This window comes from Polaribacter pectinis (assembly GCF_014352875.1).
Taxonomy (GTDB): Bacteria; Bacteroidota; Bacteroidia; order Flavobacteriales; family Flavobacteriaceae; genus Polaribacter; species Polaribacter pectinis.
On record NZ_CP060695.1, the window covers coordinates 1,770,778 to 1,785,661 of the forward strand.

The 14,884-nt window shown below is 29.4% G+C and carries 16 protein-coding genes; 10 read left to right on the top strand and 6 right to left on the bottom strand.

Features of this window, described 5'->3' with window-relative positions; all coding sequences use genetic code 11:
- Positions 1–118: 118 nt before the first annotated feature.
- From H9W90_RS08045 to H9W90_RS08060, 4 genes are all read right to left on the bottom strand, one after another.
- Positions 119–580: a DUF6428 family protein gene (locus H9W90_RS08045; protein ID WP_187481120.1), complete on the bottom strand. Its 462-nt coding sequence runs from the start codon at positions 578–580 to the stop codon at positions 119–121.
- An 11-nt stretch (positions 581–591) separates the two neighbouring features.
- The gene (locus tag H9W90_RS08050) at positions 592–1,212 is read right to left on the bottom strand and encodes an arsenate-mycothiol transferase ArsC (RefSeq protein WP_187481121.1); all 621 of its coding nucleotides are present in this window, start codon (positions 1,210–1,212) and stop codon (positions 592–594) included.
- Between the two features lie 20 nt (positions 1,213–1,232).
- Positions 1,233–1,559, bottom strand: coding sequence for an ArsR/SmtB family transcription factor (locus H9W90_RS08055; protein ID WP_187481122.1), 327 nt, complete (start codon positions 1,557–1,559; stop codon positions 1,233–1,235).
- 65 nt (positions 1,560–1,624) lie between these two features.
- Entirely contained in the window at positions 1,625–2,737 is a 1,113-nt protein-coding gene (locus tag H9W90_RS08060; protein WP_187481123.1) for a DUF2914 domain-containing protein, read from the bottom strand.
- Positions 2,738–2,886: 149 nt separating this feature from the next.
- Here H9W90_RS08060 and yaaA point away from each other — a divergent pair, with 149 nt between their 5' ends.
- Entirely contained in the window at positions 2,887–3,645 is a 759-nt protein-coding gene (gene yaaA / locus H9W90_RS08065) for a peroxide stress protein YaaA (RefSeq protein ID WP_187481124.1), read from the top strand.
- The gene (locus H9W90_RS08070; protein ID WP_187481125.1) at positions 3,646–4,284 is read left to right on the top strand and encodes a SanA/YdcF family protein; all 639 of its coding nucleotides are present in this window, start codon (positions 3,646–3,648) and stop codon (positions 4,282–4,284) included.
- A 32-nt stretch (positions 4,285–4,316) separates the two neighbouring features.
- On the opposite strand, the gene H9W90_RS08075 is transcribed toward H9W90_RS08070, so the two are convergent.
- Entirely contained in the window at positions 4,317–5,741 is a 1,425-nt protein-coding gene (locus tag H9W90_RS08075; protein ID WP_187481126.1) for an L-serine ammonia-lyase, read from the bottom strand.
- Positions 5,742–5,832: 91 nt separating this feature from the next.
- A complete protein-coding gene (locus tag H9W90_RS08080) occupies positions 5,833–6,174 on the bottom strand; it encodes a DUF2853 family protein (protein ID WP_088354657.1) in 342 nt (113 codons plus the stop codon).
- Positions 6,175–6,427: 253 nt separating this feature from the next.
- Here H9W90_RS08080 and dnaK point away from each other — a divergent pair, with 253 nt between their 5' ends.
- The 8 genes from dnaK (at position 6,428) to H9W90_RS08120 (ending at position 14,788) form a co-directional block, all read left to right on the top strand.
- Entirely contained in the window at positions 6,428–8,332 is a 1,905-nt protein-coding gene (gene dnaK / locus H9W90_RS08085) for a molecular chaperone DnaK (RefSeq protein WP_187481127.1), read from the top strand.
- Between the two features lie 75 nt (positions 8,333–8,407).
- Positions 8,408–8,932, top strand: a complete 525-nt coding sequence (locus H9W90_RS08090; protein ID WP_187481128.1) for a hypothetical protein — start codon at positions 8,408–8,410, stop codon at positions 8,930–8,932.
- A 53-nt stretch (positions 8,933–8,985) separates the two neighbouring features.
- Positions 8,986–10,287 (top strand): NAD(P)/FAD-dependent oxidoreductase, encoded by a 1,302-nt coding sequence (locus H9W90_RS08095; protein WP_187481129.1) that lies wholly within the window; start codon positions 8,986–8,988, stop codon positions 10,285–10,287.
- Positions 10,284–10,592, top strand: a complete 309-nt coding sequence (locus H9W90_RS08100; protein ID WP_187481130.1) for a hypothetical protein — start codon at positions 10,284–10,286, stop codon at positions 10,590–10,592. Before H9W90_RS08095 ends, H9W90_RS08100 begins: the two co-directional genes overlap by 4 nt.
- Before the next feature lies 1 nt (position 10,593).
- On the top strand, positions 10,594–10,947 hold the full coding sequence (locus tag H9W90_RS08105; protein ID WP_187481131.1) for a hypothetical protein: 354 nt from the start codon (positions 10,594–10,596) through the stop codon (positions 10,945–10,947).
- Positions 10,944–11,861 (top strand): AraC family transcriptional regulator, encoded by a 918-nt coding sequence (locus H9W90_RS08110; protein WP_187481132.1) that lies wholly within the window; start codon positions 10,944–10,946, stop codon positions 11,859–11,861. Before H9W90_RS08105 ends, H9W90_RS08110 begins: the two co-directional genes overlap by 4 nt.
- Positions 11,862–11,878: 17 nt before the next feature.
- A complete protein-coding gene (locus H9W90_RS08115) occupies positions 11,879–12,511 on the top strand; it encodes a GyrI-like domain-containing protein (protein WP_222934227.1) in 633 nt (210 codons plus the stop codon).
- Positions 12,512–12,610: 99 nt separating this feature from the next.
- Positions 12,611–14,788, top strand: a complete 2,178-nt coding sequence (locus tag H9W90_RS08120) for a TonB-dependent receptor (RefSeq protein WP_187481133.1) — start codon at positions 12,611–12,613, stop codon at positions 14,786–14,788.
- The last annotated feature ends 96 nt before the right edge of the window (positions 14,789–14,884 follow it).

The window sequence follows — 14,884 nt, forward strand, 5'->3', positions numbered from 1 at the left end:
GTTTTAAACTGTATCATTCTAAAATAGTTTTGCACTATTTAAGATGCACAAGATAAAAGCGAAATTAGTCTTTTAAAAAATTGAAAACAAGTCGAATTAATTATAGCAAATTATAAAATTAACAACATCCAGATTTTGGGTCGCAACAAGAACCAACTGCTTCTGCTATTTTAATTTTTGGTTTTGTAATTCCACATGCATCTAATGCCAAACAAGCAGTTACTTTTGACGTTAACAAAAAATTTGTTCCGTCGAAATCTAAATTGTATTTACCAATAGTTTCTTTTCCTTGATATTCTACTTCAATTTCTAAATCATCGAACTTAAAAATCTTTTCAGACAATTCTATTATTGAAACTAATTTTTCTGGATGTAATCTATGGTCGTAATCATTTTCTTCCCAAAGTTGAAAATTAATTACTGTTTCGCTTCTTACTTTACCTCCACAATCAATAAAATCTTTAGTTACTTTACCAACTTCTGTTACATGAAAATGACTTGGAACTAATTCTCCATTTGGTAATTTAAAAGCGATTTCATTTAAATTTTTTAAGTGATTTTTTATTTCTGATAATTTCATAATATTTCTTTTTATTTATTAATATTTGAAAATACATATAACATTTCTGTTGCTATTTGTAAACTTCTTTCTTGGTATTTTTCGGCTTGAATTTCTGTACCGTCAAATAATTTAGGATCTTCATAAGTAATCGGAATTCTCTTTTCCGCACCAAAAATAAATGGGCAACCTACATCTGCTTGTGAGCAAGTCATTATTGCAGCAAACTCTGATTTAGGATTAAATTCATCTTCATATTTTTTAGAAAAACCAATAATTGGTTGCGAATTATCATTAAATTTTATAGCGTAAATAGGATTTTCAGTTTCAGAAATTTTATTAATTTCAAACCCAGTATTTTTAAGTGTTTCCACAACTTTATAAAACATTGCAGTTGCTTCTGTTCCTCCAGAATAACATCTTACATTTTTAATATTAAAATATGCTGCCATTGTTTGAGCCCATATTTGAGCTAAATGACTTCTTCTTGAATTATGTGTACAAATAAAATTAATATTAACATCTTTATCTGTAGCAACTTTGTCTTGTATAAAGTTAACTAATGGTTCTAAAATTAGTTTCCTTTCATTAGTGATTTTATCAACTTCTAAATTTGAAATTGTAGTTGTTATTTTTTGATTAATTTTTTGCATTTTTATAATAATTTCTTTTATTAACAACAGTTTTCGTTTAAATTTTGATTTAAAAATTTGTTTAAAGTATTTTTTATTTTACTCCAATTTTCTTGATGAATACAGTAACAAACGCTAGTTCCTTCAATTGTGCCTTTTATAATTCCTACTTTTTTTAATTCTTTTAAATGTTGAGAAATCGTTGGTTGTGCCAAACCAATTTCTTTTACCAAATCTCCACAAACACAAGATTGTAACTTAATTAGAAACTCTAAAATTGCAATTCTAGCAGGATGTCCTAATACTTTTGCAATTGCAGCAATTTTATTTTGTTCTTCTGTATAAATTTCTGACTTTGTTAAACCCATCTTAATTTGTTTATTGCAATATTACGATTAATATAAATAATATCTACTATTAAATTAAAAAAATATTAGAATTCTCTACTTACAAGTTTTGTTTTTTTAACTGAATTTGTAGTTTTAATATTAAAATCTACAACTCCTAAAACAAGATTTTCTTCAGTAATAACCTCAACTTTCCATTCGCCATCAATTACATTATTTTTAAAACTGTAACCTCTGTAACCATTATCTCTTCCACCTGTAATTTCAAAACCGATTTTGTCAAAATTTTGCCACTCACCTATTTCAGGATTATACCATTTCCATTGATGATAAACTTTCTTTTGTAAATCTGTTGGAGCAAATATGGAAGTAAAAACATATACAGGTTTATTAGAATTTCTATTGAAATCTATTTTATGGTCTCGCCAAAAAACGTACCATTCATCAACTTCATAAGTAACATTATAATGGTTATTATATTTTTCTACATTATAAGCTACAACGCCTTTATCTAAAGCTAATGGAACTGGCGGAATAAGTTTTAAGTAATAAAAAGTATTAATTAAAACATATATGCCCAAAATCATGCTTAACATTTTCCATTTTACAATTTCAACTCTAGCAGAAGGGTTTGTTCTGTAAACAAGAACGACCAATATTATGGTAGAAATTAAACTTATTATTCCTGAAATTAAAAAAATTGCAGTGTTCATTTCTTTTAAAATGACAGGCAAAAAGAAACTTAAAAAAGTAAAATTGACAAAAAAATATGCGCTAAATTGAAGATATTTATTAGAAACTCGTTTTTTAAAAAACTCATTTGCAAATAGTAAAACAATTAAAATTATAAAAAATGAAGCCGTTTTAGATAATGAAACACTTCTAGAAAAATAAATTACATAGGCACTAGAAAGTCCACCTAAAAAAAACTGAATTGCCAATGGTAAATAATCTCCATATTTTTTAATAAAACTATTCTCCCATTTTTCATTACCCACCAAATTAAAAAAATAAATACTAACAGTTAGCAGTGTCATATATGTGCATAATACAATAATATCATACAACCTATCAATTCTTCCAAGTGTTAAAGAATCCCATGTAAAACCTGCAATAAAAAAAAAGAGAGGTGCGTATTTTCTATTACTTCTTATAAAATTATGAAAACTACTTTTTTTATATTTTAAATATGTATTCATTAATTAGTTGAGTATTGAGGTAATGAAATATACATAAATTTTATCAATACAATAATAAATATAAAATCAATTTTTGTTGAAGAAATAGATTTATCATTTGTATTTTTAAGGTTGAATTTAAGAACACATATCTTTTCAATTTTATAGAAATGAAAATAATTATATCTCCAGCAAAATCATTAGATTTCGAAAGTAAAGTACCTACAAGTTTACATACACAACCTCGTTTTTTAGACAGTTCAGAAAAACTAAACAAAAAACTAAAAACACTTTCTAAAAAGAAACTAGCAGATTTAATGTCAATTTCAGACGATTTAGCTTCTTTAAATTATGAAAGAAACCAAGATTGGAAAACTCCATTTACAGAAGAAAATGCTAAACAAGCTATTTATGCTTTTACTGGAGCTGTTTTTCAAGGAATTGATGTAAATTCTATTGATGAAAAAAAACTACCTCTTTTACAAGAACGTTTGCGAATTTTATCTGGTTTGTATGGTTTGTTGAAGCCTTTGGATTTAATTCAACCTTACAGATTAGAAATGGGAACAAAACTTAAAGTTGGTAGAAAAGAAAATTTGTACAAATTTTGGGATGATACTTTGGCAAAATCTTTAAATGAAGAATTAGAAGAAGGCGAATTGTTAATCAATTTAGCAAGTACAGAATACTTTAAAGCTTTGCCTAAAAAAGTTTTAAAAGTGCCAATGATAACACCCGTTTTTAAAGATTTCAAAAACGGACAATACAAAACTATAATGACGTACGCTAAACAAGCACGTGGATATATGGTTAGATATATTATAGAAAATAATGTAAAAAATTTAGTAGAATTAAAAGGTTTTAATGTTGAAAAATATGGTTTTTCAGAAGAAATGTCATCTGAAAATGAACTAGTTTTTACGCGTTAGATGAAAAAGAAAACTTTTTTTAAAGCTATTTTCTTCTTTATTACTTTCTGTATTTTAAGCATTTATGCATCAAATTATGCCATTGAGAAAAATGCGCAAGAAAAAGTGTTTTCTGAAACTCAAAATATTCCAAAAAATAAAGTTGGTTTAATTTTAGGGACTTCTAAACTCTTAAGTGATGGTCGTATAAACTTATATTATAAATACAGATTAGATGCTGCTGTAAAATTATATAATTCTGGCAAAATCGAATATATAGTTATTAGTGGAGATAATAGTTCTACTAATTATGATGAACCAACAGATTTTAAAATTGATTTGATTAAAGCTGGAATTCCGGAAAATAAAATATTTTTAGATTACGCTGGTTTTAGAACTTTAGATTCTGTAGTTAGAATTAAAGAAATTTTCGGGCAAACTTCAATAACAATTATCTCGCAACAATTTCATAATGAAAGAGCTATTTATTTAGCGGAACATTTTAATATTAAAGCAGTTAGTTTTAACGCCAAAAGTATCTCTGGTAAATATGGATTAAAAGTTAAGTTAAGAGAATATTTGGCAAGAGTAAAAGTCTTTGTTGACATTATATTTAATGTTCAGCCAAAATTTTTGGGTAAAAAGGTAGAGATTGAATAGTTTTTTCAACTTTGAAACTTTGAAACTAAAAATCAACAATCCACAATTCTAACAGTAACTGCCAAACCTCCTTCAGAAGTTTCTTTGTAATTTTTATTCATGTCTTTTGCAGTTTCCCACATTGTATCAATTACTTTATCTAAAGGAACTTTTACATCTTTTGGATCGGTTTCTAAAGCCATTTCTGCTGCATTAATAGCTTTAATTGCGCCCATTGCATTTCTTTCAATACAAGGTATTTGAACCAAACCTCCAATTGGATCGCAAGTCAAACCTAAATGATGTTCCATTGCAATTTCTGCTGCAACCAAACATTGTGCAGGAGAACCTCCTAATAATTCTGTTAAAGCAGCTGCTGCCATTGCAGAAGAAACTCCTATTTCTGCCTGACAACCTCCCATTGCTGCAGAAATTGTGGCATTTTTCTTAAAAATACTGCCAATTTCACCAGCTGTTAATAAGAATTTTTTAACGTGTTCGAAATCTGCATCATGATTTTCTATCACCAAATAATACATTAAAACTGCAGGAATTACACCTGCACTTCCGTTTGTTGGTGCAGTTACCACTCTTCCTAATGAAGCATTTACTTCGTTTACAGAAAGCGCAAAACAACTCACCCATTTAAGAATTTCTCGAAATTTTACTTCTGTACTCCTAATAGAAGTAATCCATTCTTTTGGGTTTGTATAAGAAGTATCTTTTATAAGTTTAACATGTGTGTCAAAAGCACGTCTTTTCACATTTAAACCTCCAGGAAGTTTCCCTTCTGTATGACAACCAATGTACATACATTCTAACATGGTTTCCCAAATTCTGTTTAACTCGAAATCAATTTCTTTTGCGTCTCTTAACTCTAATTCGTTTCTTAAAACAATATCAGAAATTAATAAATTATTTTTTTCGCAATATTCTTCTAACTGAATCGCTCTATTTACAGGGAAAGGAAAATTCTTTTTATTGATTTCTATTTCTTCTTCTAAATTATCATTTTCTTGAACAATAAATCCTCCACCAATTGAAAAATAGGTTTGGGTAGAGATTTCTTCACCTTTAGAAAACCCTCTAAAAGTCATACCATTGGAATGAAAAGGTAAAAAATCTCGATTAAAACGAATTGAATTTTCAGGAAAAGTGACACATTTCCCACCTTTAAAAAGGATTTCTTTTTGTGTATTTATTCTATCAACAATTATAAAAACATCTTCAATAGGCACATATTCTGGATCTGCTTCACTCAATCCTAATAGAATAGCTAAATCTGTGGCATGTCCTTTTCCTGTTAAAGATAAAGAGCCATATAAATCGACTTTTATTTCATCAATTAAATCGAACTTTTTGTTTTCTTTAATTTTTTTAACCCAAGCTTCTGCAGCTCTCCAAGGACCTAATGTGTGTGAGCTTGATGGACCCACACCAATTTTCAGCATATCGAAAACACTTATAAATTGCGACATTCGTAAAAATGATTAAAATATTTGCTGTAAATGTAAAAAATCCAACTCAATGAGTTGGATTTTTTTATATAATTTAAAAAGAAATTCTTTTTTACATTCCGTAAACCGATTCTTTATCGAATTTTTTAACTAACATATAGTAAACTACTGCTCTGTATTTTTTTCTTTCAGATTTTCCAATTCTTTCCATCACTTCTTCAATTCCTGCATCTAATTCTTTACTATCTGCCAATCCTAATTTTTTAATTAAAAAATTATTTTTTACAGTTGCCAATTCTTTTGCGTCAGAACCAGAAACAGTTTCTGCATCAGCTTTATAAATTGATGGCCCAAGACCTTTTGTAACAGCAGCTAATAAATCGTCATTAGAACGAAAGTTTCTATCGTCCATAAACTTCTTGTACAATGCTACTTTTTCGTCGAATTTACTCATGATTTTTTGTGGTTTAATTGTTTTTATTAAATTTTAATTCTAAAAGAACTTTCCAAATATATGAAAATATTTATTCATTTCAAATATTCCTCTATTCAATGATTTAGACACCACATTGTGTCATTATGTCACATAATATTTCAATATTATTTTCAAAAACTGACATTTTCCAAAGAAAAAACGGTTGGCACACAGTTTGCCTAACACTAATTGTAAAATTGAAAAACGAATTTAAAATTATAAAATAAGTATTATGAGTAAAATAATTGGAATCGATTTAGGTACAACAAACTCTTGTGTTTCTGTAATGGAAGGAAATGAGCCAGTTGTAATCCCTAATTCAGAAGGAAAAAGAACGACACCATCTATTGTTGCCTTTGTTGAAGGAGGAGAACGTAAGATTGGTGACCCTGCAAAAAGACAGGCAGTAACAAACCCAACTAAAACAGTTTATTCTATTAAACGTTTTATGGGTAATAAATTCTCTGAATCTTCTAAAGAAGTAAAAAGAGTACCTTACAAAGTAGTTAAGGGAGATAATGACACGCCAAGAGTAGATATCGATGGTCGTTTATATACGCCACAAGAAATTTCTGCAATGGTATTACAGAAAATGAAAAAAACAGCAGAAGACTATTTAGGTTCTGATGTTTCTGAAGCTGTAATTACAGTTCCTGCATATTTTAACGATGCACAAAGACAAGCTACTAAAGAAGCTGGAGAAATTGCTGGTTTAAAAGTTAGAAGAATTATAAACGAGCCTACTGCTGCTGCATTAGCTTACGGATTAGACAAATCTAACGACGATAAGAAAATTGTTGTTTTTGATTTTGGTGGAGGAACACATGATGTTTCTATATTAGAATTAGGAGATGGTGTTTTTGAAGTATTAGCTACTGATGGAGATACGCATTTAGGTGGTGATGATGTTGATGAGAAAATCATTAACTGGTTAGCTGATGAATTTAAAGCGGATGAAAACATGGACTTAAGAGAAGATCCAATGTCTTTACAGCGTTTAAAAGAAGCTGCAGAAAAAGCGAAGATTGAATTATCTTCTTCTGCTTCTACAGAAATTAACTTACCATATATTACTGCTACTGCAAGTGGACCAAAACACTTGGTAAGAACTTTATCTCGTTCTAAATTCGAACAATTAATAGACGATTTAGTAAAGAGAACAATAGAACCTTGTCAAACTGCTTTAAAAAATGCAGATTTAACAATTTCTGATATTGATGAAATAGTTTTAGTTGGTGGTTCTACAAGAATACCTGCTGTACAAGAAGCTGTTGAAAAATTCTTTAAAAAAGCACCAAGTAAAGGAGTAAACCCTGATGAAGTTGTAGCTTTAGGAGCTGCTATACAAGGTGGAGTTTTATCTGGAGATGTAAAAGATGTATTGTTATTAGACGTTACACCTTTATCTTTAGGAATTGAAACAATGGGTAATGTTTTCACAAAATTAATTGATGCAAACACTACTATTCCTACAAAAAAATCTCAAGTATTCTCTACTGCTGTAGACAATCAGCCTTCTGTTGAAATTCACGTTTTACAAGGTGAAAGAGCAATGGCTGCAGATAATAATACAATTGGTCGTTTCCATTTAGATGGTTTACCACCAGCACAAAGAGGAATTCCTCAAATTGAAGTAACTTTCGATATTGATGCAAATGGTATTATTAAAGTTTCTGCTTTAGATAAAGGAACAAACAAATCCCATGAAATTAGAATCGAAGCTTCTTCTGGATTATCTGAAGAAGAAATCGAAAAAATGAGACAAGATGCTGAAGCAAATGCAGATGCAGATAAAGCTGCTAAAGAAACTGCAGAGAAAATCAATGAAGCAGATTCTATGATTTTTCAAACAGAAAAGCAATTAAAAGAATTTGGAGACAAATTATCTGATGATAAAAAAGCCCCAATTGAAGCTGCTTTAGTTGAATTAAAAGCTGCACACGAATCTAAAGATTTAGCACAAATTGATACTGCATTAGCAACTATTAACGAAGCTTGGAAAGTTGCATCTGAAGAGATGTATGCTGCACAAGGTGGTGCTGAAGGAGCAAATCCTGGAGCAGAACAACAAGGTGCACCAGAAGCAGATGCTCAAGGAGACAATGTTGAAGATGTAGATTTCGAAGAAGTAAAATAATTTTTCAAATTATCTAACATAAATAAAAACGCAATCATTAATTTGGTTGCGTTTTTTAATTCAATCTATTTTCTTTTGAAAACCCACAACCAAACCAACTTCTTCAAACATACTTTTTGTGAATTTCAACAAGTAGATGATTTTCAATTCCCAGATAAAACAAACTACAAAAGTAAATCTGAAAGTATGTATTTTTATACTGATGAAGGTGTGTATAGAAAATCGAATCATTGGGGAAGAGTTGCCAATTGTAGATGGAAATTAATTGCTGCTGATAATTATAAAAATCAAAATATTGTAATTGGTTTTGCAAAATGGAGTGACTTCTTCCCTATTAATTCATCAGAAAAAATGTTTTATATTGAAGTAAATTTTGAAGATAAAACAACTAAACTTCAACCTAAAAATAACAAAACTACTAATCATTTGTTTTCATTTTCTGAAGCACAACAAAGAATAAAACAAATAAAGTATTTATTTAAAGTTGATAAATGGGCAGAATATTACGATTTAGAAATTGAAGAATTACGTTTTAAAGTTATTACTGAATTTATCAATTCAAATAAAACACTACAAGAGATTAAAAGAATGCAGAAATAAATTCATTTTCAGTAAATTTGCATTTCTAAAATCTAACAATCCAAAAATCTGATATGAACATTCCACAAACTAGTTTTCCAAGAGTTGTAATTATTGGTGGAGGATTTGCAGGTTTAGCCGCTGCAAAAGGTTTAGAAAAACAAGAATTGCAAGTTGTTTTAATTGATAAACATAATTATCACACATTTCAACCTTTATTATATCAAGTCGCTACAGGAGGTTTAGAACCAGATTCTATTGCTTTCCCTTTAAGAAAACGTTTTAACGATGTAGAGAATTTCTATTTTAGATTGGCAGAAGTTGTACAAATAAATCCTGAAAAAAATCTGGTTGAAACTTCAATTGGAGACTTAGAATACGACGAATTAATAATTGCAACTGGTTCTACAACCAACTTTTTTGGAAATACCAGTATTCAGAAATATGCAATGGAAATGAAATCTGTTCCACAGTCTTTGAACATTAGAAGTTTAATTTTAGAAAATTTTGAAGAGGCTTTATTAACTTCAAATTTTGAAGAAAGAAACGCATTAATGAACTTTGTTATTGTTGGTGGTGGACCTACAGGAGTGGAATTAGCAGGTGCTTTAGCAGAAATGAAAAAGGGAATTTTACCAAAAGATTATCCTGATTTAGACATCAGGCAAATGCAAATAAACCTAATACAAAGTTCTGGTGAAATTCTAAAAGGAATGAGTGCAAAAGCATCGGAAAAAGCAGAAGATTTTCTAATTGATTTGGGCGTAAATGTTTGGAAAAATTTACGTGTTTTAGATTACGATGGAAAAACGGTTACAACAAATGGTGTAGATCATTTTAAAGCGGAAACTGTTATTTGGGCAGCTGGTGTAAAAGGACAAACTATTGATGGTTTAAACGCAGAATGTGTTATAGAAAGAGCTGCAAGAATTAAAGTTGACGAATACAATAAAGTTTTAAATTACGATAATATTTACGCAGTTGGAGATGTTGCTTGCATGTCTTCAGAAAAAACACCTTATGGACATCCAATGATGGCACAACCTGCCATTCAACAAGGAAAATTGGTGGCGAAAAATATTTTAGGAAAATTATTCAACAAAAAACAAAAACCTTTTGTTTATAACGACAAGGGTTCCATGGCTACCATTGGAAGAAATAAAGCAGTGGTAGATTTACCAAAATGGAAATTTCAAGGAATTTTTGCTTGGTTTGTTTGGATGTTTGTGCATCTTTTTTCTTTAATAGGTTTTAGAAATAAAGCCATTGTATTTCTAAATTGGGTATATAATTACATTCGTTTCGATAGAGAAACTCGTTTAATTATTCGTCCTTATAAAAAGAAAAACAAGTATTCTTTTAGAGAGCAATTATGAGTGGAAAAAGAATCATAAAATGCCCAAATTGTGGAACTTTCAATACAAATAAAGAGTATTGTACAAATTGTAATACGTTAATTTCTCATCAGAAAAAACAAGAAATTAAAGCGGAAGCTGGCAAACAAAAAAGAATAGAAGAAGCTATTTACGAGAAAGAAAACCCAAATTTAGCTGAACGTTTAAAAGTGCATCCTAATTATTTATATAGAATTGCAGGTTGGATTTTATATTCTGCAATTATGGTGGTTAGTGCAATTGGCGCTGGTTTAGCATGGTTTATAGCAATGGTTGCAGCTGGTTAAGATGAAAAATCTACTCTTTAAATATGTTCTTTTCTCCTTCATTTTAGGAAGTTTTATTTATTTTTCTTCTTTTTTCAATATTCAATTACCTCAATTTGTTCGTTTTTATGTGAATGATTTTCTAATCATTCCAATCGTTTTATTTCTTTGTTTACAAGTTTTAAAACAGACTAAAAACAATCCGAATTATAAAATTCCTTTTTTAATAATTTTATATCTCTGTTTTTTATATAGCCTTCTTTTTGAATTCGTTTTCCCAAATTATTTAGCAAGATATACCAAAGACTATATAGATATTCTTTTATACTTTGCAGGCGGAATTGTATTCTACCAACTTCAAAAGATTGATACATGAAAACCACTAAAATTGCAAAAGAAAATATTGCTCGATTAAATGTTGCAATTCAATTTATTGAAGAAAATTTAGACACCAAACTTACTTTGGATATTATTGCTGAAAAAGCTCATTTTTCTCCTTTTCATTTTCATCGTTTATTTTCTTTGGTTGTAGAAGAAACTCCGAATAATTTCATCATTAGAAAAAGAATTGAATGTGCAGCTTCTTCTCTATTACATCAAAAAGAGAAAACAATTACAGAAGTTGCAGAGGCAGTTGCTTTTAGTAATTTGTCTTCGTTCTCGAAAGCTTTTAAAAAGTTTTATGGCATCTCTCCAAATCAATTTAAAGAAGAAAGTCCAGATAAATTTAGCAAGATTTGCAAAACAGAAAGCAAAAACGGACAAGTAAAAATTACTTTCGAACAATATATTTGCAATATTAATAACGCTTTAAATTGGTTACAAATGAATGCAAAAACAGAAATTAAAAAAATTCCAAGATTAGATTTAGCATATATTTCTCACAAAGGAAAAATGGAAGCAATTGGCAGTGTTTATAATAAATTAGTAAAATGGGCAACTCCAAAAGGATTGATTAATGAGGAGACAAGAATGTTAACCATTTATCACGACAGTCCTAAAATTACGGATCCAAATAACTTAAGAATGAGTGCTTGCATCATTTTAAATGATCCTATAGAACTTGATGGAGAAGTGAGTTTAAAAATTTTATCACCAACTAAATGTATTGTTTCTCGTTTCGAAATTACTCCTTTTCAATTCCAGCAAGCTTGGGAATCTTCTTTTGCTTGGATGATAGAAAAAGGGTACAAAAAATCGGAAACTGCACCTTTTGAAATTTATTACAATAATGCTGCTGAACATCCAGAAAATAAGTTTATTGTAGATTTATGCATTCCTATTATATAAAATTTTATTTTTTTTAAATGATGAAACACGAATGGAGAAAAAAGGAAAAAGATGTATATGTTCCTAAAGCAAAGCCAGAAATAATTAAAGTTCCTGAATATAGTTTTTTCACGATTTCTGGAAAAGGAAACCCAAATAATCCTCATTTTGCTAATTATATAACTCCTTTATATGCACTTTCTTATGCAATAAAAATGGGGTTAAAAAAGAATCCTGTTTTAGAAGATTATTACGATTATACAGTATATCCTTTGGAAGGTGTTTGGGATATTTCTGATGAAGCAAAGAAAAACTTCAACCCAAATTTACCCATAAATAAAGACGAATTAGTTTTCACGTTAATGATTCGTCAACCAAATTTTGTAACAGAAGAATATGCTTTGGAAGTAATTGAAAAAGTAAAAATTAAAAAACCAGATTTATTAATTGAAAAAGTAAAATTCGAAAAAAAAGAAGAAGGTTCTTGCATACAAATGTTACACATTGGCTCTTATGACAATGAAGCTACCACTTTTAAAATTATGGAAGAATTTGCTAAAAAAGAAGGTTTAGAAAGGGAATCTAAACTTCATAGAGAGATTTATCTATCTGATTTCAGGAAAGTTGCAACAGAAAAATTAAAAACAGTTTTACGTTTTAAAACAAAATAATAGTTCTACAATTCATCACAAAAAAATTACAACTCGGTATTTGTTTTTATTTTTCAGCAACAAACTATTTCATCTTTGTACCATCAAAAAACAAAAACGATGAAACGTATTCTATTTTTATTAATTACACTTTGCCAATTTTCTTTAATTGCACAAACCACAGTTTCAGGAAAAGTTACAGATTCTAAAAATAATCCTATTTTAGGAGCAAACGTCTATTTAGATGGCACTTACGATGGAACCTCAACAAACGAAAAAGGAGAATTTACATTCAAAACAGAAGAATTAGGAAATCAAACGTTGGTAATTTCCTTTGTTTCTTTTGAAACTTATACAAAAACTGCAAATGTAAAAACACTCAATAATTTAAAAATAAAATTGCGAGATGATGTAAATTCTTTAAATGCAGTAGTAATAAATGCAGGAACTTTTGAAGCTGGAGAAAAAGGCAAAGTAACCGTTTTAAAACCAATGGATATTGTAACCACAGCAAGTGCTTTGGGCGATTTTGTAGGCGCTTTACAAACATTACCAGGAACTGCTGCTGTTGGCGAAGATGGACGATTATTTGTAAGAGGTGGAGAAGCAGAAGAAACGCAAATTTTTATTGATGGAGCAAGAGTTTTTACGCCATTTACACCAACTACAAACAACATTCCTACAAGAGGAAGATATTCTCCATTTTTATTCCAAGGAATTACGTTTTCTACAGGTGGTTATTCTGCTGAATATGGACAAGCATTATCCAGTGTTTTATCATTAACAACTATAGACGAACCAGATCAAGAAAAAACAGACATCTCTTTAATGACAGTTGGTTTGGGAGTTGGAAACACGCAAAAATGGGACAAAAGTTCTTTCAGTATTAATACTTCTTACATTAATTTAGCACCTTACAATGCCATTTTTAAAGATAGAAATACGTGGAATAAACCTTTCCAATCCGCAAATGGCGAAATGGTTTTTCGACAAAAATTCAAAGACGATTCTATGCTAAAACTATACAGTGCTTACAGTTATTCAGATTTTGATGTGATACAAGATGATATTAATTTTGATGACGGTTTGCGTTTCGGATTGCAAAACAGAAACCTATATTTTAATGCATCTTACAAGAATAAATTCGGTAATAATTGGAAATATGAAACTGCTTTAAGCTACACAAACGACAATACGAATGTTAAGTTTATGGAAGACAAAATAAATAGTAACGACAATTCGTATCACTTTAAAGCAAAATTAAAAAAACGTTTTTCAAGTAGATTTCGTTTAAATATAGGCGCAGAATATTTCATGACAAATTACGACGAAAGTTATACGCCAAATAACAGCAATAAATTCGATTATGGTTTCGATAATAATATTTTTGCTTCTTTTGTAGAAACCGATATTTTCTTCTCGAAAAACTTGGCCGCAAAAATTGGAGTAAGAGCAGAAAATTCTGAATTGTTAAACGAATTTACAATCTCTCCAAGAACTTCAATTTCTTATAAATCAGGTAAAAACTCACAATTTTCTTTGGCTTATGGTCAGTTTTATCAAAATCCGAATAATGAGTTTTTAAAATTTACACACAATTTAAAAGCACAAAACACATCACATTTAATTGCCAATTATCAATCTGTAAAACAAGGGCAAATTTTTAGAATCGAAGCGTATTACAAAGACTATAATAGCTTGGTGAAGTTCGATAATAATTCAACAAATTTTAATGATAATCAGCCTAATTTTAATTCAACTTTTAACAATAATGGAACTGGATTCGCAAAAGGAATAGACGTTTTTTGGAGGCAAAATGGCAAAATAAAAAATACCGATTATTGGGTTTCTTACTCCTATTTAGATACTGAAAGAGACTACAGAAATTACCCAAATGCTGCAAGACCAAATTTTGCATCGAAACATAATTTATCTGTTGTTGCCAAACATTTTATTACAGATTGGAAAAGTCAGGTTGGTTTGAGTTATCAATTTGCCTCTGGCAGAAACTACACAAACCCGAACAAAGCTGGTTTCTTAAATAGTCAGACTAAAAACTTCAACAATTTAAGTTTTAATTGGGCGTATTTATTAGATCAACAAAAAATATTATATTTCTCTGTAAACAACGTTTTAGGCACAAAAAATATTTTTGGTTATAACTATAAAAACACCCCAAACATGAATGGAAATTTCGAAAGACAAGCAAGAATTCCCAATGCAGATAGTTTCTTTTTCGTAGGTTTCTTCTGGACAATTAGCGACGATAACAAATCAAACCAATTAGACAATTTATAATTTTTAGGAGCTATTTCCAGCTTTCCATTATATCTTTTTGTTGAAAAAACAAAAAGGATGTCATTTCAATCTGGGCTAAACAAACCTGCTAACTAA

Excerpts from the sequence above, each read along its gene's own strand:
- H9W90_RS08045 (WP_187481120.1), bottom strand. The coding sequence starts at position 580 with ATGAAATTATCAGAAATAAAAAATCACTTAAAAAATTTAAATGAAATC.
- yaaA (WP_187481124.1), top strand. The coding sequence starts at position 2,887 with ATGAAAATAATTATATCTCCAGCAAAATCATTAGATTTCGAAAGTAAA.
- H9W90_RS08075 (WP_187481126.1), bottom strand. The coding sequence starts at position 5,741 with ATGTCGCAATTTATAAGTGTTTTCGATATGCTGAAAATTGGTGTGGGT.
- H9W90_RS08050 (WP_187481121.1), bottom strand. The coding sequence starts at position 1,212 with ATGCAAAAAATTAATCAAAAAATAACAACTACAATTTCAAATTTAGAA.
- H9W90_RS08100 (WP_187481130.1), top strand. The coding sequence starts at position 10,284 with ATGAGTGGAAAAAGAATCATAAAATGCCCAAATTGTGGAACTTTCAAT.
- dnaK (WP_187481127.1), top strand. The coding sequence starts at position 6,428 with ATGAGTAAAATAATTGGAATCGATTTAGGTACAACAAACTCTTGTGTT.
- H9W90_RS08060 (WP_187481123.1), bottom strand. The coding sequence starts at position 2,737 with ATGAATACATATTTAAAATATAAAAAAAGTAGTTTTCATAATTTTATA.
- H9W90_RS08080 (WP_088354657.1), bottom strand. The coding sequence starts at position 6,174 with ATGAGTAAATTCGACGAAAAAGTAGCATTGTACAAGAAGTTTATGGAC.
- H9W90_RS08055 (WP_187481122.1), bottom strand. The coding sequence starts at position 1,559 with ATGGGTTTAACAAAGTCAGAAATTTATACAGAAGAACAAAATAAAATT.
- H9W90_RS08115 (WP_222934227.1), top strand. The coding sequence starts at position 11,879 with ATGATGAAACACGAATGGAGAAAAAAGGAAAAAGATGTATATGTTCCT.
- H9W90_RS08070 (WP_187481125.1), top strand. The coding sequence starts at position 3,646 with ATGAAAAAGAAAACTTTTTTTAAAGCTATTTTCTTCTTTATTACTTTC.
- H9W90_RS08120 (WP_187481133.1), top strand. The coding sequence starts at position 12,611 with ATGAAACGTATTCTATTTTTATTAATTACACTTTGCCAATTTTCTTTA.
- H9W90_RS08110 (WP_187481132.1), top strand. The coding sequence starts at position 10,944 with ATGAAAACCACTAAAATTGCAAAAGAAAATATTGCTCGATTAAATGTT.
- H9W90_RS08105 (WP_187481131.1), top strand. The coding sequence starts at position 10,594 with ATGAAAAATCTACTCTTTAAATATGTTCTTTTCTCCTTCATTTTAGGA.
- H9W90_RS08095 (WP_187481129.1), top strand. The coding sequence starts at position 8,986 with ATGAACATTCCACAAACTAGTTTTCCAAGAGTTGTAATTATTGGTGGA.